Below are 18,627 nucleotides of genomic sequence, written 5' to 3' on the forward strand. Positions count from 1 at the left end.
TTTGATAAAACTTCTAACATTTTATCATTTTGTTCTTTAAAACCAATTGTAATTCTAACACCAGTTGGAAATGGTCGCGTAATACACCCTACATTTAAAAGTGCTTCATAAAGTTCATTTACCCGCTTTGTTTTTACAAATATAAAATTCGTTTGACTTGGCAAGAAATACTCACTTTGAGGTAATTGATAAAATCTTTCGCGTTCAACACTATTTTTATGTGTTACCTCTTTTAAATATTGTTGATCTTCAAGTGCTGCAACTGCTGCGTATTCAGATATACGTGTCACATTAAATGGTGGTCTAATGATGTTCCATTTTTCAATCGCATGTTCACTTGCTACCACATATCCTACACGTAAACCCGCTAATCCATACGCCTTTGAAAATGTACGTAATAAGAAAGCATTGTCATATTTTTGTTGCAAAGCAAGTGTATCCGGGTAGTCCTCTTCTGTCACAAATTCAAAATAAGCTTCATCTATAATTACTGGTACATGTGGAGGTACTTGAGATAAAAACGAATCTAAGCTCTCATGATTAAAATATGTACCTGTAGGATTATTTGGATTACATAACCATACCAATGACGTATCTTCATTAACTTCTTTTAAAATACCTTCTAAATCGAAGCCACCATCTTTTAAAGGTACTTGTATCACATTAGCTGATTCAACAATCGCATTGTGATAATATTGACCGAATGTCGCTTCACTTGTAACAATAGTATCCCCTGGCGTTAATACTGCTCTAGAAATCATTAATATAACTTCATCTAATCCCGCACCAAATAAAATGCGTGATTGATCTACATTTAAATGTTTACTAATCGCCGCTTTTAATGTCGGTGATCCTGTTTCAGGATAATAATATAACTCATCTAAATGTGCTGATATCGCTTCTTTAACTTTAGGCGATGGTCCATACAAATTTTCATTTGATGCAAGTTTATATAAATCTCCTTCAATGCCATACTTTTCTTTCAATGCCCTTGGAGATAAACCAGGCTGATATGCTGATAGTTGATTAAGTTGTTCTTTCATAATAAAAACAACCTCCTTAGAATTAACTGAAATTTTAAAAAACTTATATTCATTATATCGCTCTATGTTTCTAAAATGCAATGCTACTATTTTCACATCATAATAGCTTACATTGTGTTTAACATGTCATATTTTTTAATCATTATTGCATGTTTAAATTGAACATAATTATAGATTTAAATATAACAACGCCACATAAGATATAATTTGGTGTTACGCATCTTATGTGGCGTTGGTCGTTATTTGATTAACCCTTTTGCTTTTAAATAATCTTTCGCAACTGTATATGGGTCTTCATTTTTAACTGTTACTTTATAGTTCATCATTTGCATATCTTCATCAGATATTTTGTTTTCTAGTTTGTTTAACGGTTTCTTAATTTCTGGATGTTTCTTTAAAAAGCTTTCTTTAAATAATGGTGCTCCTTGATATGGTGGAAATACGTGCTTATCATCTTTTAACACAACCATATCATATTGTTTTAATTCAGCGTCAGTTGAATATGCATCTATTAAATTAATATTACCTTTATTGATCGCTTGATATCTCAACTTAGGTTCCATTGTACGTATGTTATCTAAATTTAAATTATAAGCCTTTTGAACAGCTTTGTAACCATCTGGACGATCATTAAATTCCAATGTAAATCCTGGTTTAAGTTGATCTTTAACCTTATTTAAATCACCAATTGTACGTATATTATGTTGTTTAGCAAAATCACGTTTTACAGCTAAAGCATACGTATTGTTATACTTCATTGGTTTTAACATAGTCATTTGATATTTCTTTTCAAGACTTTGCTTAGCTTGTTCATAAACTTTTTTCTCTTCTTTTGACTTCAATGGTTCTTTTGTTAATTCACCTAAAACTGTTCCAGTAAACTCTAAATACCCATCTATATCATCAGATTTTAAAGCATTAAATAAAAATGCTGTTTTCCCCATACCATCTTTCACTTCTACAGTATTTTTGGTCTCTTCTTCTATTAAAATTTTATACATATTTGTAATAATCGAAGGCTCGGAGCCAAGCTTTCCAGCTAACGTAATTTTATCACCTTTTTGTGCAAACATAGGAATAGCGATGGCCAGTATAATAATCATCACTATAACACCTAACGTCATCAATAACTTTTTATAAGATAATTTAGCCATAAATCTTAAAATTAAATCAAATATAATTGCCAATAAGGCTGCTGGAATTGCACCTAATAATATCAATGACGCATTGTTACGGTCTATACCTAATAAAATTAAATCTCCTAGTCCGCCTGCACCAATTAATGCTGCTAGTGTCGCTGTACCTATAATTAATACCATAGCCGTTCTTACACCAGCCATTATAACAGGCATTGCTATCGGAAGTTCGACTTTAGTTAAACGTCTAAATGGTTTCATACCTATACCTTTAGCCGCTTCAATGAGTGATGGATCAACTTCTTTAATTCCAGTATACGTATTCCTTAAAATTGGTAACAACGCATACACTACAAGTGCAATAATTGCTGGCACACGACCGATACCAAATAAAGGAATCATTAAACCTAATAATGCCAACGATGGTATGGTTTGAAGAATTGCCGCAATATTCATTACGATTTCAGATATCGTTTTAGTCTTCGTTAATAAAATACCTAATGGTACCGCAATAGCAGTTGCAATCAATAATGCAATAAATGATATTTGAATATGTTCTATCATTGTCGAAAAGAGTTGCCCCTTACGTTCACTCAATATGTCGAAAAAGTTAGTCATGTTGAGCTACCTCCTTTTTCTGGGACAAATATTTGAAGATATCTTTCCTATCAATAACATATTGACCTACGCTATCTTCTTGCATGACAATGACACGCTCGCTCTCTGATAAATGTTGATACAATACTTCAATTGGTTGATTGTCATAAACAATTGGATAAGCGCTCATAGATGTAACCTCATCGATTGGTTTCATAATATCCAAGTCACGAATAATTGCGTTCTCTTCAACACATGGCGCATCATCTTCTAAATGACTACCCATAAATTGTTTAACAAATTCACTTTGAGGATTATTTTTAAATCCTTCTGGTGTGTCAATTTGTTCAATATGCCCTTCATTCAAAAGACAAATCTTATCACCAAGTTTCATCGCCTCTTGAATATCATGTGTAACAAATATGATTGTCTTCTTAATTTTAGTTTGTAATTCAATTAAATCATCTTGAAGTTTTTCTCGGCTGATTGGGTCTAATGCACTAAACGGTTCATCCATTAAAATAACTGGTGGATCAGCTGCTAACGCACGTATAACTCCTACACGTTGTCGTTGCCCCCCTGACAATTCATCAGGTTTTCTGTTTTTATATTTTTCAGGTTCTAATCCAACCATATCAAGTAATTCATCTACTCTTTTATCTATATCTTTTTCTTTCCACTTTTTCATTTGTGGCACTTGTGCAATATTTTCTTTGATCGTCATATGTGGGAATAATGCAATCTGCTGCAATACGTATCCAATATCCCAACGCATTTCGTATACTGGATAATCACTTATTGGTTTATCTTTAAAATAAATATAACCTTCACTTAAGTGAATGAGTCGATTAATCATTTTTAATGTCGTAGTTTTTCCACAACCTGAAGGTCCAATTAGCACAAAAAATTCACCCTCATTAATATTGAAACTAATGTTATCGACAGCAACATGTTTGCCATAACGCTTAGTTACATTTTTAAACTTAATCACTTTGCCACCTCTTTTTTTCTCATAGCATAAAACCGAGATTATATGTATGTATTCCCTATTTAACCACGTTTATTACAATTTTCAAATTTAAATGATTTATCCTTGAACTTTTTTAACAAAATAATGAATAATAGGTAATCTCCAGTTAAGAAATAGTGTTATTTTACCTTGAATTCAAAAAAACACCCAGTAAAACAAGGAATGCTTACTAGGTGCCTTCACTATACTTTGGCTTTATAATTTTGAATCGTTTCTAAAAATGCTGGACAATAATGTTTTAATTTGTAACTACCTACGCCATCAATATTAATCATATCTTGTTTCGAAGCAGGCTTACGTTTAGCAAATTCCTCCAACGTGTAATCAGAAAATATACTTACAGGTGCTATCGTTAATTTGTCACTTAACTTTTTACGAACTTCTACCAACTGACTGAATAATACTCGGTCAACCCCTTCAACCGTATTTATAAATACTTTTTCAGTCGCTTTTTGCTTAAATGGTGTTGTGAATACTTCTACTTCATTACTGAGTAATTTTTTAATTGAAGTATCACACATTAATATTTCGTCATTTTCATTTAAGAACCCTTTGAATCTTAATTCATCTATTAAGTGACTTAATTCTGATGTTGTGTAACCTTTCATTAAACCATGGGTTGAAATTTGGTCATAACCTTTATACTTAATATAATCTGTTGACTCTCCTCTTAACACTTGAATGATAACACTATAACTCTCTTGTTGTTTCATACGAGCGATGCAACTAATAATCATCTTAGCTTCTTGTGTCATATTATATGATTTATCTTGTTGAACACAATTACTACATTGTTCACATTCTTCTAATTTTTCATTCGGTTCAAAATAATGGACAATTGTTGCTTCTAGACATTTTTTTGTTTTTGTATATTGAATCATTTTAGTTAACTTTTCGCCCATTTTATCTTTATAGTCATCATCAGCTTGAGAGACTGTTATAAAATACTCGTGTAAATTGATATCGCGTTCGCTAAATAACAAAATACATTCACTTTTCAACCCGTCACGACCTGCACGACCCGCTTCTTGATAATAAGATTCTAAATCTCCAGGCATATTATAATGAATAACAAAACGTACATTGGATTTATCAATACCCATACCAAAAGCATTTGTAGCAACGACTACTTTAACACGATCAAATAAGAAATCATTCTGCGCTTCTTCTCTTTCTTTATTGCTCAAACCTGCATGATATATAACACTTTCAATTTTCTGACTTTCTAAGGCTTCTTGAAGCTCTTCAACTTGCTTACGTGTAGAACAATAAATAATACCTGCATCTTCATCATGTGTTTTAATATAATCCAATATAAATTTTTGACGTTGATAAGTAGGATTTACTTTAAAAATTAAGTTTCTACGCTTAGTACTCGTTTTAATTTGATCAGTTTGAGCGATATTTAACTTTTCTCTAATATCTTGCTGTACTTCAACCGTGGCAGTTGCTGTCAACGCTATTATTGTAAAATCTTGAGGTAACGTAAATACTTTTGAAATAACATTTTGGTAACTCGGCCTGAAATCATGACCCCATTTAGAAATACAATGCGCTTCATCAAACGCGACTAAGTGAATCTTTATACGCTGAAGCATATTTAAAAAATATCGGTTTTCAAATCGTTCTGGTGCAACATACAAAAATTGAATTTCTCCATTTGATAATGCTTTTTCAATACGTTGTTGCTCTTTTTGAGTCAAACTACTATTTAAAAAAGCAGCTTGAATTCCCATCGCTTTTAATTGATCCACTTGATCTTTCATTAATGATATTAGTGGACTTATTACAATTGTTGTACCACCTAACAATAAACCTGGTACTTGATAGCATATAGACTTACCTCCACCAGTTGGTAAGACACCAAGCACATTACGATGGTCTAATACTTTGCTAATAATTTCTTCTTGTCCTGGTCGAAATGTTTCATACCCAAAGTAATGCGATAATGTTTGTTGCATCATAAATTGACCCCTTATTGTTGTTCTTTAATTTCTTCTAACTCACTCCATCTTGTGATGTCTAAATCATATTGAATTTCAAGTTGTTCTTTTTCTTCGTTTAATTCTTTAATTTTCCCATAATCTGCACTTGCCTCAATCATGAGCACATCTATTTCTTCCATTCTTACTTCCGCTTGTTCTATGCGTTTCATCAATTGTTCATATTCTAACTTTTCTTTATATGATAAACCATTTTTCTTACGTACAGTTGTAGAAGATTTAGATTGTTGCTTCAATGTGGATTTATTTTTATCTAATGATTTTTTATAACTTTCATAATCTTCAAAAGTTCCGATAATCTTTTCCATCTGACCATCATGAATAAACCAATATGACTGTGCAACTTTATTTAAGAAGTAGCGATCATGGCTTACGGTAATCACTGTACCACCGAAAGTATGAATATAATCTTCAAGTATTGTTAAAGTCTCAGTATCTAAATCATTTGTCGGTTCATCTAACAACAGAACATTTGGCTGGTGTACGAGTAGACGTAATAAATACAAACGCTTTTGCTCTCCACCAGATAATTTATAAACTTTTTTACCATGAGTTGCACTTGGAAATAAAAATCGTTCAAGAAGTTGTGTAATAGATACCGAGGTTCCATCTTTTTCTTTTGCGACCTCACTTTCTTCTCTTAAATAATCAATCATACGAATATCTCTATCCAGGGTCTCATCTGTTTGCTTAAAATAAGCTACTTTAACCGTCTGCCCAGTCTTCAATTTACCTTCGAATTGTTGGTCTTCTCCACTCAAAATATTTAAGAGTGTTGTTTTACCAGCTCCATTTGGCCCAACAACACCAATACGCTCACCTTTTTGAATAATTTCCGTCAGATGTTCAAATAATACTTTATCATTAATAGCCTTTGATAAGTCTTCTAATTCGAACACTTGCTTACCTAATCTTGAATAAGCAAGATTCAATTCACCTTTATCGTCTTTATATTGCTGGTTAACTTCATTTTCTAGGTCATTAAATCGATTAATTCTAGCTTGTTGCTTTGTAGTACGAGCCTTAGCTCCAGCCCTCATCCAAGCAAGTTCTTCCTTATATAAAGCTCGTTGCTTTTGTTGTTGCTTTTGAAGTGTTACTTCTCTTTCAGCGCGCATTTCAATATAAGATTCATAGTTACCAGGATATGACGCTAACTTACCTCTGTTTAGTTCAATAATTCTAGTGGAAACTTCATTTAAAAAATATCGATCATGGGTTACGAATAAAACTGTATGAGGATATTGCTTCACATAATTGATCAACCAGCTGATTGATTCGAAGTCTAAATGGTTCGTAGGTTCATCTAATAACAATAAATCTGGTTGTTCTATTAATGTTTTAGCAAGTACAACACGTTTTTGTTGTCCGCCGGATAATTCTTTAATGTATTTAGTAGTATCATGTATACCTAGTTTTGAGAGGATTGTTTTAATTTCAGCGTTATAGTCCCAAGCATCATGTTGATCCATAGCATCTTGCGCATCTATCATTCGCTTGAACAATTTATCACTTTGGTCATCCGCATAAGCTTGTACTGCCTGCTCATATTGCTTGATGATGCGTAAAGTTGTTGTATCAGAACTTAATACTGCATCAAAAACTGTCATATCTTCATTAAGGTCCTGTTTCTGAGACGAATATCGAATTCGATATTGATTTGGATGCATAACATTGGCTGTAAAATCATCATCAATACCACCAATTACTTTTAACAACGTACTTTTCCCTGTACCATTTATGCCCACCAAACCTATTTTTTCACCTTCTGAAATTGATAAATCTAGGTTATCGAATATAGTCTTATCGGCATAAGATTTATTTAAATGTTCAATTTTATATGCTTCCATACCCATCTTCCTTCTTCTGTTGAAATCTCTACGTACTTAAATCAGTTCTATACATTATACACCTTTTTGAAATCAAAAGAAATCGATACCGTTAAGTGTCATAATTTAATATATTGTTGCTTCAACTATAAATAAAACTTGATAAGGCTTTGATGACTATGCTAATGATTTTTATAATATACCTTTTTATCAACACATATACTGTAAAACATAATATAAAAGAACATAATAAAACCCGGATTGATATTTTATCAATCCGAGTTCGTGTTTAAATATTATTTTTTAGAGTTTGCTTTAGGTCCTGTTTCATATTTATACTTCGAAGGATTTACCTTTTTGAAGTCTGGATTTTTGTAGAATCTAAACAAATCACCATTAAGCACGTTGTCACTCATTTCGAGATCCTTTTCAACTTGCTTTTTATTCTTTTCGAAATCAGCTGGTTGAGTAGTTATGAGTTCATTATTTTTATTAGAATAAATCTTACCATTAACATATTTATAATCTTTTGTTATAAAGTCACCATTTCTGAATGGAACTACTTGATTATGACCTTTAGAGAATAAATCAGTACCGAACATTAAATAATTCTTCGTATCTATACCAGCCAAATGTAAAATTGTTGGCATTACATCGACTTGACCAGCATATTCATTATTGATACCACCAGATTTACCAGGGATTTTAATCCAGAAACCAGTTCTGTTTAAATCTGTAAATTTAGCTGGTGTGATTTTTTCACCTAATAGTTTTTCCATGGCATTGTTATGGTTTTCAGAGATACCATAGTGGTCACCATAAATCATAATCACTGAATTGTCATATAATCCTTTTTTCTTCAAGTCATTAATATATTCTTCTAATGCTTCGTCTAAATAACGCGCTGTTTGAATATAACCATCAACTGTTGCATCACCTGTGTTTGACTTCTCAATAGTCGCATCCTTTTCATCTAATGTGAATGGATAGTGGTTAGTCAATGTAATTAAATGAGAATAGAATGGTGATTTCATCTTAGCTTGATAATTAGCAGAATCTTTAAAGAAAATTTTGTCTTTCAAGCCTAAGTTTACAACGTTTTTATCTGACATGTCATAGTATGTTGCATCATAGAATTTATCGATACCAAAGTGTTTATATACTTGGTCTCTGTTCCAGAATGTTTTATAGTCACCGTGCATGACATCAGATTTGTAGCCTTGCTTTTGATCTAAAATTGCTGGTAATGACTGATACGTATTATCTCCTTTTAATGAAAAGGCAGAACCTTGCGGTAAACCGTATAAACTGTTATCCATTGTAAATTCAGAGTCAGATGTTTTACCTTGACCTGTTTGATGGAAAAAGTTAGGGAAGTATGTGAATTGCTCTTTCCCACTTGATAATTTGTTTAAAAACGGTGTTACTTCTTTACCATTAACCTTTTTATTAATTAAGAAGGTTTGGAAACTTTCTAAATGAATCTTAATAATATTTTTCTTCTTTGCCACCCCATAATATTCTGGGTTAGGCTCTGTTTGACGTTGTTTCGTATAATTTAATACTTTTGTTAAGTCATCTTCAGATGCTAACGCTTTTTGTTGATTATTTTCGATAGTTTTAACACCATCGTATACTGTAAAGTTATAAGGTCCTAAATATTTCACTAAATATTTATGGTCAAATGTACGTGTTAATAATTCTGGTCTGTCAGTTTCAGCAAAAGCTAAGTTTAAGAAGAATAATGCTACTGAAGCTGCCATTACGACAGGAACAAATTTCTTACTAAATGCTTTTGTGTCTAACCATTTTGTTTTAAATATTAAAATGAATAAGTAAACTAACGTATCAATGAAATAAACAAAGTCATACCATTTGAATGATGCACTAACCGCACCACCCATAGATTCTACGTTACCTACTTGGTTTAAAGTACTAAACGTTAAAAAATCAGAGAAGAATCTAAAGTACACAACATTGGCATATAATAGGAACGTCAATAAGAAGCCGCCTATGAACATGAACCAAAATGCTTTTTTGCCTTTAAAGAATAGGAACACACTTAAAACCAGTGCTACTAAACTATAAGGATTCATCAATAATATTAAGTTTTGTACTAAACCTTTAACACCTAAAGAAAAATCAACATAATAAGAAAAATACGTCTTCAAGGTAATCGTTATTACGGTTAATAAGAAGAACGCAAAAAGACTAATTTTCTTTTTTTGTGAACTCATGATTCTTTCCCCCGTTATTTAGATAATAAATCTTGCGAAAGTACTTGAATAAATTAGATATTAACATTATGTAGTTAATTAATAAGTGCGTTTAAAAGTTAACATTGTCATAATTATAGTAATTACTTTCAGATTCAAGTTTATAATTTTCATTACTTGTAGCTTTCAACTTTGATTTAACAAGTATTTTGGGCTACAACTCATATTTGCTTGTGTAAGTTTCTTTATTTAATATTATCATTCAATTAACAAATTTAAAATTTGTAATCAAATTGTAATAATAAGCATAGCTCAATTAATAAATATAGAGTAATTTTAGTCAAAATTCAAGTAAAAACACACTTTATCTTTTCATTTTACTGTGAAACGAATTAGAAAATGATACATTTCGCAGATAAAACACAGTATTATTTCATTATACATTAGGAGGAAATTATTTGCATCGGACTCGAGTATGAGCTACGTACCAAATATTATTTCATCATTTCTAATTGCATTCTATATTCTATTCCATGGAATAATTGGTTTAACCAGTTACTATACTTAACAAGGTTCTTTTCAGCCGTTAAAATATCTATAAATTGAAATTTCAAACGTGATCCTTGCGGTTTTTGTGCTAATTTCGTTAAATGATAACTTGCGATTGTACCGATTTGCGGGTAGCTACCTAGCGTATAATGATCATTTAATAAGATAATAGGTGTGCCATCACGCTTAATTTGTATCGTTCCTTTTTTGACAGTCTGATACGGTGGCATATCTTCATAAAAGGCTTTGATTTTTTCACCTTCAAGCATCATCCCCATGCGATTTGCTTTGCTCGTTACTTTATAATCATGTTTCACAAATCTTTGAATGGCATCTTCTTTAAAATCTTCCGTACCTTTATTTTTAACGACATGAAATACATCAGACATATAATTAAATGACAAGGCGTATCCATCAATACCCCAATCTGTTTGTTTCGTGTGAGCAAGGTTTTCAAATAACTTATGATGACGAGCTGTATAATCTCTCTTAAGCTTTATTTCATCGCCATCTTGTAATGTTCTACCTTTAAAACCACCAATTTTTACATTAAAGTCGGTTGAGTTAGATCCTAACCATGCATCTAATTCAAATCCGCCTCCCACAGCTAAATACACTCGCGATGTATAACTTGTTTCTCTAAACTTTAAAACATCGCCTTTATCTAACAAATACAATTTATATGGAGATATAGTCATATGCTCAGTGTAAGCTTTGACATTACCCCCTGCTAATGCAATCAGCGTAGGTTCTGTAAAACGAATCGTTGCCATTTTATTAGTCATTTCCAAAGTTGCTTCATTCTTGTCATTAGCAACTAATCGATTAGCAATTTCATGTGCTAAAGTATCAAGTGCACCACATGGAATTACACCATCATGTTCATATCCCCTTCTACCAAAGTCCTGAAAGCTACTGAATAAGCCACTTTTTTCAATTATGATTGACATCTTTAAACGCTCCTACTTCTAATTCATTTTCATTGATAGGTCTAAATTTAATATTATCGCCTAACTTTAAGCGTGCGAAATCTGATTCTTTCGGATTAAAAAGTGATAATGGTGTATAACCAATAACTAACCAATCATTAATTGTATCCGTTGTTACAATACCGCATTTTTTCCCTTCAAGTACTACAGAACCAGCTGGAATGAATTTTTTCTGTTTACTCGTGTGATTAATATACAATTTCTTATTTAATCCAGTTAAATAAGGAAACCCAGGTGAATATCCCATCATCGAAACAAAATATTGCGTCTTAGAATGTAATTCAATAAAAGTTTCTAGCTTGATTTTGTAATGTTTTAAAAGTGATTCTATATCCGGACCATATTTCGAACCATACACAATTGGTATTTCAATCAAATCTTGCTGGTTAAAATCATGTTTTATGTTTAAATGAATCGATTCTATTAGTGCTTTCATGTATAAAAAAGGTGATTGTATATTATGGTGTTTAATCATATCCCTTGCGTCATAGACAATCATCATGTCTGATTCTGATGGCACAATTTCTATAATAAATGGATAATTTTGTTCAATTAAATATGAGCGAAGTGTTAATAAATCTTCGGTTAAACTTTTAGATACTTCTTTTTCAATTGCGACTACAATGGCTTGGTCACCTTGACTATATATTTTCATTTGTACACCTCTTCAATATTTGGTTACTTTACTTTCATTTTTAATTATAGAATCGATTGAATAGTTCGTTTTACCTACTCACTAAATTTACTGGTGGTACATTAAATCCATTGCCCGCACAACAAAAGGCATAAGTTCGTGAATTAATGCGTATACAAGGATAAAGCTTATAACAGTAGTAATTGTTACTATCAAACGAACAACATATATTCTATTTTCAGATAGCAATCGATTCACTAATCGATAATTTACGTATACAAGAATTAACAACAGCACAATATAAACAATAATCATATTTGGCCCCATTTAATTTTTAAATTTGTTTTCACATCATTTTCTACTTTATTATCATACTAATTTTAAAGGCAAAGGTGGACATCGGCAACCTCTCGTAAACTATTTATCAAAAATAAACGTATCTCATTGTTATGATATTTATAAATCAATTCGTTTTTATTAAAGTCTTTTTCAACAAGTTTGTCACTATCTATTAAATAATCACGCATGCATCCTTTTAAGAAATCATCTTTATAACTTGGTGTGTACCATTTTCCATCCTCTTCAATGACAATGTTGCCAATATCAAATTCAAGGACCTTGCCGTCCTCTGAAGTTAGCAATATTAAATCTGTTTCATGATTGTGTGCTAAATGCTTTCGTTCTGTCGTTTTATTTTTTATAAAAGTTGGATTAACTACTTTGGGCAACACTTGAAATTTTGCTGTAAAACTACTTTTCTCAGGTAAAGGTGACACTATCGTTTCAAATTTGCTTTCAGCATTTAATACGATTTTAAGTCTATATTGACCACTGTGATACTTTGTTGTTACATCGTTTAATTCATTTCGCCATGCATGTTCATCAAATTTAAAGTTTAATCGCTCAGAAGAACATTTTATGCGATTAGTATGATAAGTAAGTCTAGGGATATGTCCATTTTCAATTTTCATTGTTTCAAATAATTGCATTATAACATCTCCAAAATCTTGGTTTTTGCGTAAAATTCATTCACTTCATCTTTTGGCTTAGAATCAATTGTAATACCTGCTCCGACTCCATAAATCGCTTGTCCATATTTATACTCAATAGTACGAATCGGAATATTAAAAATCATTTTATCATCTTCAGTTGGAAGTAATAGTCCAATTGCTCCGCAGTATATACCACGAGGTGAACTTTCAAATTGTTTAATATATTTCATTGTATTCAGTTTCGGTGCACCTGTAATCGAACCACAAGGAAATAACGATGTTAAAATTTGAGTTAAGTCTGTATTAGTTTTTAAAGTTCCACTTACCATCGAAGTCATTTGAAATACAGTTTTATATGCCTCAATAAAAAATAGTTTATACACCTTAATTGAGCCACTCTGTGATATTCTCCCTATATCGTTTCTTAGCAAATCAACAATCATGACATTTTCTGCACGATCTTTCGAAGAAGTTTGCAATGTTTTATAATACTGTTGATCTTCAGCTTCCGTTTTACCTCTAGGCATTGTCCCTTTCATCGGTTTGCTTATGATAACGTTATCGACATTGTTAAATTGTCCTTTTTGAAAAAATAATTCTGGTGAGATAGACGCTACTTGGATTTCATCAGTTTGTAATAACGCAGTATAATTACCATTACTAAATTGAGTTAATCGTTCATATAAAGTACTAATAGGATAATAAATGTTATCCGTTAAGCGCGCCGTATAGTTCACTTGATACGTTTCACCTTCAACAATTGCTTGTTGGACACGTTTAATATTAGTCATCATAACCTCAGAAGATTCAACAAATGAAAAATGATGCTTTGATACATAAGAAGTTTGATGTTCATATGTTGAATTTATGCTTTCCGCTTTTTCAAAACTATAAGCTACTGCATAAATATCATCTTTAGCTAATGAATGTGTACACATAACATGATTAAAATACTTTGCCGCTTCGTAACTTAAATATAACGAGACATATCTACCTTGTCGTTGCTGCGCTTGTGCAAAGTGTATCACTTCTCCCACATCAGCCAACTTAGTAGCAACATACTTCTTTATAAATCCCTTTAATTGAATATGGTATTGCTTATATTCATTTTCAGTTAAATAGTAGCGATAATTATATTCTATTCTCACAGTAATCACCTACCTTCGATAAAAATAATTCAACTTGTCGATAACCGTATTCACTCAAAATAGATTCAGGATGATATTGCACACCAAAAACCGGAAATCTAATATGCTCAAATGCCATAATAATCGCTTCATCGTTTTTTGCTGTAATCTTTAAGCAATTTGGAAAAGTCGCTCCGTCAGCAATTAATGAATGATAACGCATTACATTGAAATTTTGAGGCAGTCCTTGAAAAATACCTTCATTGGTATGGCGTAACTGTGTAGTATGTCCGTGTACAGGATGATAGCCGTGAATGATATTTCCACCAAAATAAGACACGATACATTGAAATCCTAAACATACACCTAGTATAGGTACACGCTGATAAAATTGTTCTAACACTTCATTCAAGATAGGATAATCATCCGGATTACCCGGCCCAGGCGAAATAACAATTGCTTTTGGCTTCATATTAATGACGTCTTCTATCAGCAGATTATCAATACCAACAACTTGAACTGTTAGTTTCGTTTGAGTCTTAATATAGTCTATTAAATTATATGTAAATGAATCATTATTATCTATGACTAGAATCATTGTATACTCCGTTCTAAATGTGTTTTATTTTTATAATATGTATTGGATGTAGCTAAAACTTTAAAAGCATTGTCATTATCCTGACCTTGATTTTAACTAATATATGGTATATTCTATTCATCGTACATAAATGAATATCAGAGGTTTCTAGCTGAAACCCTCTATAAAAAACTAGACATTGAAATTTCAAACATTCGTTGGTAAACCTTTAATATATATTATAGGAGCAACCCATTTCTTTCGTCTATCTTTTATGGAGATAGGCTTTTTTTATTTTATAAATTAAAAACGGGCTTATCAATGCCATTAACCTCTTTATTAATATTATTAATGATAGGAGCAATTACAAAATGGAAAGTGTATTAAATAATGAAAAAGCCATCGTTGTCTTTAGTGGTGGTCAAGACAGTACAACATGTCTCTTTTATGCAAAAAAACATTTCAAAGAAGTTGAACTCGTAACGTTTAATTATGGCCAAAGACATGATACTGAAATTGAAGTCGCAAAACAAATTGCACAAGATCAAGGAATGAAACATCACGTTTTAGATATGTCATTATTATCACAACTTACTCCAAACGCATTAACACAACATGATATGGAAATTACTAATAATGAAGATGGTATACCTAATACATTTGTTCCAGCTAGAAATTTACTTTTCTTGTCGTTTGCAGGCGCTCTAGCTTATCAAATTGGGGCTAAGCATATTATTACAGGCGTATGTGAAACAGACTTTTCAGGCTACCCAGACTGTCGCGATAGTTTTATAAAATCAATGAACGTAACATTAAGCCTAGCTATGGACAAAGATTTTGTCATTCATACTCCTTTAATGTGGTTAAACAAAGCAGAAACGTGGAAATTAAGTGATGAACTCGAAGTTTTAGATTATATTCGTACAAAAACATTAACATGCTATAACGGTATCATTGGGGATGGCTGTGGTGAATGTCCAGCTTGTCATTTACGTCAACGTGGACTAAATCAATATCTTGAAAGTAAAGGAGCGCTTTAAAATGTTACAACAAATCTATCCTAGTACAACGCATCCATATCAATTCGAATTAAATAAAGATTTTAATTTTTCGGCTGCACATCACATTCCTTGTGAAGAAGCAGGTATTTGTCAAAATGTCCATGGTCATACTTACTTTGTTAATTTAACAATTGTCGGTGATAAACTAGATGACACTGGCTTCTTAGTGAACTTTAGCCATTTGAAAAAGATGATACACGGTAAATTTGACCATCAACTGTTAAATAACTTACCTGCTTTTAAAAACAAAATCCCTTCAACTGAAATCGTAGCGGAAACAATTTATCAAATTGTTAAAGAAAATTTGGCATCGCTCGAACACCAACCAAAATGTATTCAAGTATTTGTAAGAGAAACACCAACAAGTTATGTTGTATTTAGACCAAAGGAACAGGTGTAACTAATGGCTAAAATTCCTGTACTCGAAATATTCGGTCCAACCATTCAGGGTGAAGGTCGAGTAATCGGTAGAAAAACGATGTTTGTGAGAACAGCTGGATGTGATTATCGCTGTAGCTGGTGTGATTCTGCATTTACTTGGGATGGTAGTGCTAAAGGCGATATAAAACTCATGACCGCTGAAGAAATTTATGATGAATTAAAACGAATTGGTGGCGATTTATTTAATCACGTTACAATTTCTGGTGGTAACCCAGCATTAATTAAAGGTATCCAAGAGTTAGTTGACTTATTTCAAGATAAAGGTATTTTCAGCGCACTGGAGACACAAGGCAGTAAATTCCAACCTTGGATGACACAAATTGATGATTTAACGATTAGTCCAAAACCACCAAGTTCAACTATGACACCTGATTTAAAAAAGTTAGATGAAGTGATTACACAATGCGTACCTTCCTCATTAAACTTAAAAGTAGTTGTATTCGACGATAAAGATTATGATTTTGCCAAAATGATACACCACCGTTATCCAGATATTCCCTTCTATTTACAAGTTGGTAACCCATATTTATCAGACAGCGTAGATAATCATACCGAAAAGTTGTTAGAACGCTACGAGCAGTTGGTGGATTTAGTTATGCAAAGTAATGATATGAATCACGTTTATGTGTTACCACAACTTCATACATTACTTTGGAGTAATAAAAAAGGTGTATAAAGGATAACTTATTTTACTTTTTACAAGTCATATCTAATGAATAACAATATATTAATTGATATAATAGTTGATTGAAGTATAACGAACAGGAGTCCATCATGATTTTATATATATTAATTAATATTGCTATCGTCGTACTTATAACTGGATTCAATTTATATAGGCATCAAATGCAACATTTATCATTAAGTGCAATGTTGTTATCTATTACGATAAACGCCTTTATAAATACATTCATAATTGATAAATATAACTTTATTACTCTGTGTACTATAACGATGTTTATCATTTGGACGATACTACAGTTTTACATTGATAAAAAATTAAAACCTGTATACATTACAGACCAAAAATTTATTGCTATCATATTAACGATTGTTGTCAGTTTAACGCAACGTGTTACCGACTTTTCAAGTACACAATCAATATATATGTCTATTCCATTTTTAGCCCCTGCAATTTTCATCATTGGTGGTATTATGTTGTTTATTTCAACATTTAATAGCTTAGATGAAACTGCTGAAAATAATAACAAAATAAAGAAACTAATGATTAAAGGACTTATCATTATTAACATTTCATTTATCGTTATGATGGTTTTAACACCATATTGGTACTTGTATTTAATCGTCTATCTTATTTTCTTGTTGTTTTTATTGTGGCAAAAGGTTTATAAATTTTAATACCAAAACTATAAAACACTTCTGATATTCTTAGTTCAAAATATCAGAAGTGTTTTATAGTGTTATCTAGTTCAGATAAATATTTTCTCACCTAAAAAAATGCCCTCCTCTTATTTTGACTCCTATTTATTTAAATCAGACAATTATTTTCATTTTCAAATTATTCTTTCTTCAATATTAGTTAAGCGATATTTAAACGAAGTTAAGAATTAGTTAATGGCATATTATTTGCCTTCATTTTAAACTTAACTTATCAAATTGAAGAAATGAGGAGTTAGCATGAATACAAAATATTTTTTAGCAGTTGGTGCTGTTGCCTCTGTATTAACTTTAGGCGCTTGTGGTAATTCTAATTCACAAGATCAAGGTAACAAAACTGAACAAAAAACAAAGTCAGAAGATAGCAATGTTAAAACTGATAAAACAAAACACCTAACAGGTACATTCAGTTCTAAAAACGGTGAAACTGTTGAAGGTAAAGCTGAGATTAAAAATGGTAAATTAATGCTTACTAACTACAAATCATCAAAAGGTCCAGATTTATACGTCTACCTAACAAAAAATGGCGACATTAAAAACGGTAAAGAAATCGCAATGGTTGACTACGATAAAGAAAAACAAACATTTGATCTTAAAAATGTAGATTTAAGCAAATATGATGAAGTAACAATCTATTGTAAAAAAGCTCACGTCATCTTCGGCGGCGCTAAATTAAAATAATCAATTTCTGAGTTAAACTTTTATTTACAACATACTATTACTATACATTACAAATTTTAAAAATATACATTACACTCATTACTCAATGGAAAGCGTATGATTTCACAGCCCCCCTAGCTTGTAGAAATCATACTTTCCTTTTTTCAATATATATACAACTATTAAATCCCATAAGATTGTAGAGCACATAAGTAAAATTTTTTTAGAGCTTGAGGTTTGTTTAGCTTAAGCAACCCATGAGCTCAAACACTTCCTGTTCACATAACACTACAAATCGCATTATGTTGCTTAATCTTATGTTTATATAAATTACACACAATAAAT

17 protein-coding genes are annotated in these 18,627 nt (G+C 31.5%); 5 read left to right on the forward strand and 12 right to left on the reverse strand.

Going from position 1 to position 18,627, the window contains the following annotated elements; genetic code table 11:
• The 12 genes from hisC to IDG60_RS17390 all read right to left on the reverse strand — a co-directional run.
• Positions 1-1,043: histidinol-phosphate transaminase (gene hisC, locus IDG60_RS17335; RefSeq protein WP_206160986.1), on the reverse strand; the 1,043-nt coding region annotated here is incomplete at its 3' end.
• 239 nt (positions 1,044-1,282) lie between these two features.
• A complete protein-coding gene (locus IDG60_RS17340; RefSeq protein WP_000180991.1) occupies positions 1,283-2,797 on the reverse strand; it encodes an ABC transporter permease/substrate-binding protein in 1,515 nt (504 codons plus the stop codon).
• A complete protein-coding gene (locus tag IDG60_RS17345; RefSeq protein ID WP_000589248.1) occupies positions 2,790-3,767 on the reverse strand; it encodes an ABC transporter ATP-binding protein in 978 nt (325 codons plus the stop codon). Before IDG60_RS17345 ends, IDG60_RS17340 begins: the two co-directional genes overlap by 8 nt.
• A gap of 221 nt (positions 3,768-3,988) precedes the next feature.
• The gene (gene recQ / locus IDG60_RS17350; protein WP_000983677.1) at positions 3,989-5,770 is read right to left on the reverse strand and encodes a DNA helicase RecQ; all 1,782 of its coding nucleotides are present in this window, start codon (positions 5,768-5,770) and stop codon (positions 3,989-3,991) included.
• 11 nt (positions 5,771-5,781) lie between these two features.
• On the reverse strand, positions 5,782-7,665 hold the full coding sequence (locus tag IDG60_RS17355) for an ABC-F family ATP-binding cassette domain-containing protein (protein ID WP_206160987.1): 1,884 nt from the start codon (positions 7,663-7,665) through the stop codon (positions 5,782-5,784).
• Between the two features lie 269 nt (positions 7,666-7,934).
• Complete coding sequence (gene ltaS / locus IDG60_RS17360; protein WP_000098285.1) at positions 7,935-9,875, reverse strand: polyglycerol-phosphate lipoteichoic acid synthase LtaS; 1,941 nt, start codon at positions 9,873-9,875, stop codon at positions 7,935-7,937.
• A gap of 473 nt (positions 9,876-10,348) precedes the next feature.
• Entirely contained in the window at positions 10,349-11,353 is a 1,005-nt protein-coding gene (locus tag IDG60_RS17365; RefSeq protein WP_000022323.1) for a 5-oxoprolinase subunit C family protein, read from the reverse strand.
• Entirely contained in the window at positions 11,337-12,047 is a 711-nt protein-coding gene (locus IDG60_RS17370; protein WP_000708690.1) for a 5-oxoprolinase subunit B family protein, read from the reverse strand. The genes IDG60_RS17365 and IDG60_RS17370 overlap by 17 nt, the downstream gene beginning before the upstream one ends.
• Positions 12,048-12,134: 87 nt before the next feature.
• On the reverse strand, positions 12,135-12,341 hold the full coding sequence (locus IDG60_RS17375; RefSeq protein ID WP_001797134.1) for a hypothetical protein: 207 nt from the start codon (positions 12,339-12,341) through the stop codon (positions 12,135-12,137).
• Between the two features lie 65 nt (positions 12,342-12,406).
• A complete protein-coding gene (locus IDG60_RS17380) occupies positions 12,407-13,015 on the reverse strand; it encodes an aminotransferase class IV (protein ID WP_206160988.1) in 609 nt (202 codons plus the stop codon).
• Entirely contained in the window at positions 13,015-14,166 is a 1,152-nt protein-coding gene (locus IDG60_RS17385; RefSeq protein WP_001217796.1) for a chorismate-binding protein, read from the reverse strand. The genes IDG60_RS17380 and IDG60_RS17385 overlap by 1 nt, the downstream gene beginning before the upstream one ends.
• Positions 14,150-14,743 (reverse strand): anthranilate synthase component II, encoded by a 594-nt coding sequence (locus tag IDG60_RS17390; protein ID WP_000604514.1) that lies wholly within the window; start codon positions 14,741-14,743, stop codon positions 14,150-14,152. The genes IDG60_RS17385 and IDG60_RS17390 overlap by 17 nt, the downstream gene beginning before the upstream one ends.
• A gap of 350 nt (positions 14,744-15,093) precedes the next feature.
• On the opposite strand from IDG60_RS17390, the gene queC reads away from it, so the two are divergent.
• The 5 genes from queC (at position 15,094) to IDG60_RS17415 (ending at position 18,303) form a co-directional block, all read left to right on the forward strand.
• Entirely contained in the window at positions 15,094-15,762 is a 669-nt protein-coding gene (gene queC / locus IDG60_RS17395; protein ID WP_000446724.1) for a 7-cyano-7-deazaguanine synthase QueC, read from the forward strand.
• A 1-nt stretch (position 15,763) separates the two neighbouring features.
• Positions 15,764-16,183 carry a 6-carboxytetrahydropterin synthase QueD gene (gene queD / locus IDG60_RS17400; RefSeq protein WP_000941336.1) on the forward strand — a complete coding sequence of 140 codons (420 nt, stop codon included), beginning with the start codon at positions 15,764-15,766 and terminating at the stop codon, positions 16,181-16,183.
• A 3-nt stretch (positions 16,184-16,186) separates the two neighbouring features.
• Positions 16,187-16,900, forward strand: coding sequence for a 7-carboxy-7-deazaguanine synthase QueE (gene queE, locus IDG60_RS17405; protein WP_001062972.1), 714 nt, complete (start codon positions 16,187-16,189; stop codon positions 16,898-16,900).
• A 98-nt stretch (positions 16,901-16,998) separates the two neighbouring features.
• Positions 16,999-17,583 (forward strand): hypothetical protein, encoded by a 585-nt coding sequence (locus IDG60_RS17410; protein WP_000604990.1) that lies wholly within the window; start codon positions 16,999-17,001, stop codon positions 17,581-17,583.
• A gap of 279 nt (positions 17,584-17,862) precedes the next feature.
• Positions 17,863-18,303 (forward strand): DM13 domain-containing protein, encoded by a 441-nt coding sequence (locus IDG60_RS17415; protein WP_001093562.1) that lies wholly within the window; start codon positions 17,863-17,865, stop codon positions 18,301-18,303.
• Positions 18,304-18,627 lie beyond the last annotated feature (324 nt).

The organism is Staphylococcus sp. EG-SA-2 (assembly GCF_017152085.1).

What these genes read in the sequence shown, in the direction of transcription:
- queE (WP_001062972.1), top strand. Translation starts at nt 16,187, where the DNA reads ATGGCTAAAATTCCTGTACTCGAAATATTCGGTCCAACCATTCAGGGT.
- IDG60_RS17410 (WP_000604990.1), top strand. Translation starts at nt 16,999, where the DNA reads ATGATTTTATATATATTAATTAATATTGCTATCGTCGTACTTATAACT.
- IDG60_RS17340 (WP_000180991.1), bottom strand. Translation starts at nt 2,797, where the DNA reads ATGACTAACTTTTTCGACATATTGAGTGAACGTAAGGGGCAACTCTTT.
- ltaS (WP_000098285.1), bottom strand. Translation starts at nt 9,875, where the DNA reads ATGAGTTCACAAAAAAAGAAAATTAGTCTTTTTGCGTTCTTCTTATTA.
- IDG60_RS17355 (WP_206160987.1), bottom strand. Translation starts at nt 7,665, where the DNA reads ATGGGTATGGAAGCATATAAAATTGAACATTTAAATAAATCTTATGCC.
- queD (WP_000941336.1), top strand. Translation starts at nt 15,764, where the DNA reads ATGTTACAACAAATCTATCCTAGTACAACGCATCCATATCAATTCGAA.
- IDG60_RS17390 (WP_000604514.1), bottom strand. Translation starts at nt 14,743, where the DNA reads ATGATTCTAGTCATAGATAATAATGATTCATTTACATATAATTTAATA.
- IDG60_RS17365 (WP_000022323.1), bottom strand. Translation starts at nt 11,353, where the DNA reads ATGTCAATCATAATTGAAAAAAGTGGCTTATTCAGTAGCTTTCAGGAC.
- IDG60_RS17370 (WP_000708690.1), bottom strand. Translation starts at nt 12,047, where the DNA reads ATGAAAATATATAGTCAAGGTGACCAAGCCATTGTAGTCGCAATTGAA.
- IDG60_RS17380 (WP_206160988.1), bottom strand. Translation starts at nt 13,015, where the DNA reads ATGCAATTATTTGAAACAATGAAAATTGAAAATGGACATATCCCTAGA.
- recQ (WP_000983677.1), bottom strand. Translation starts at nt 5,770, where the DNA reads ATGATGCAACAAACATTATCGCATTACTTTGGGTATGAAACATTTCGA.
- IDG60_RS17375 (WP_001797134.1), bottom strand. Translation starts at nt 12,341, where the DNA reads ATGATTATTGTTTATATTGTGCTGTTGTTAATTCTTGTATACGTAAAT.
- IDG60_RS17415 (WP_001093562.1), top strand. Translation starts at nt 17,863, where the DNA reads ATGAATACAAAATATTTTTTAGCAGTTGGTGCTGTTGCCTCTGTATTA.
- queC (WP_000446724.1), top strand. Translation starts at nt 15,094, where the DNA reads ATGGAAAGTGTATTAAATAATGAAAAAGCCATCGTTGTCTTTAGTGGT.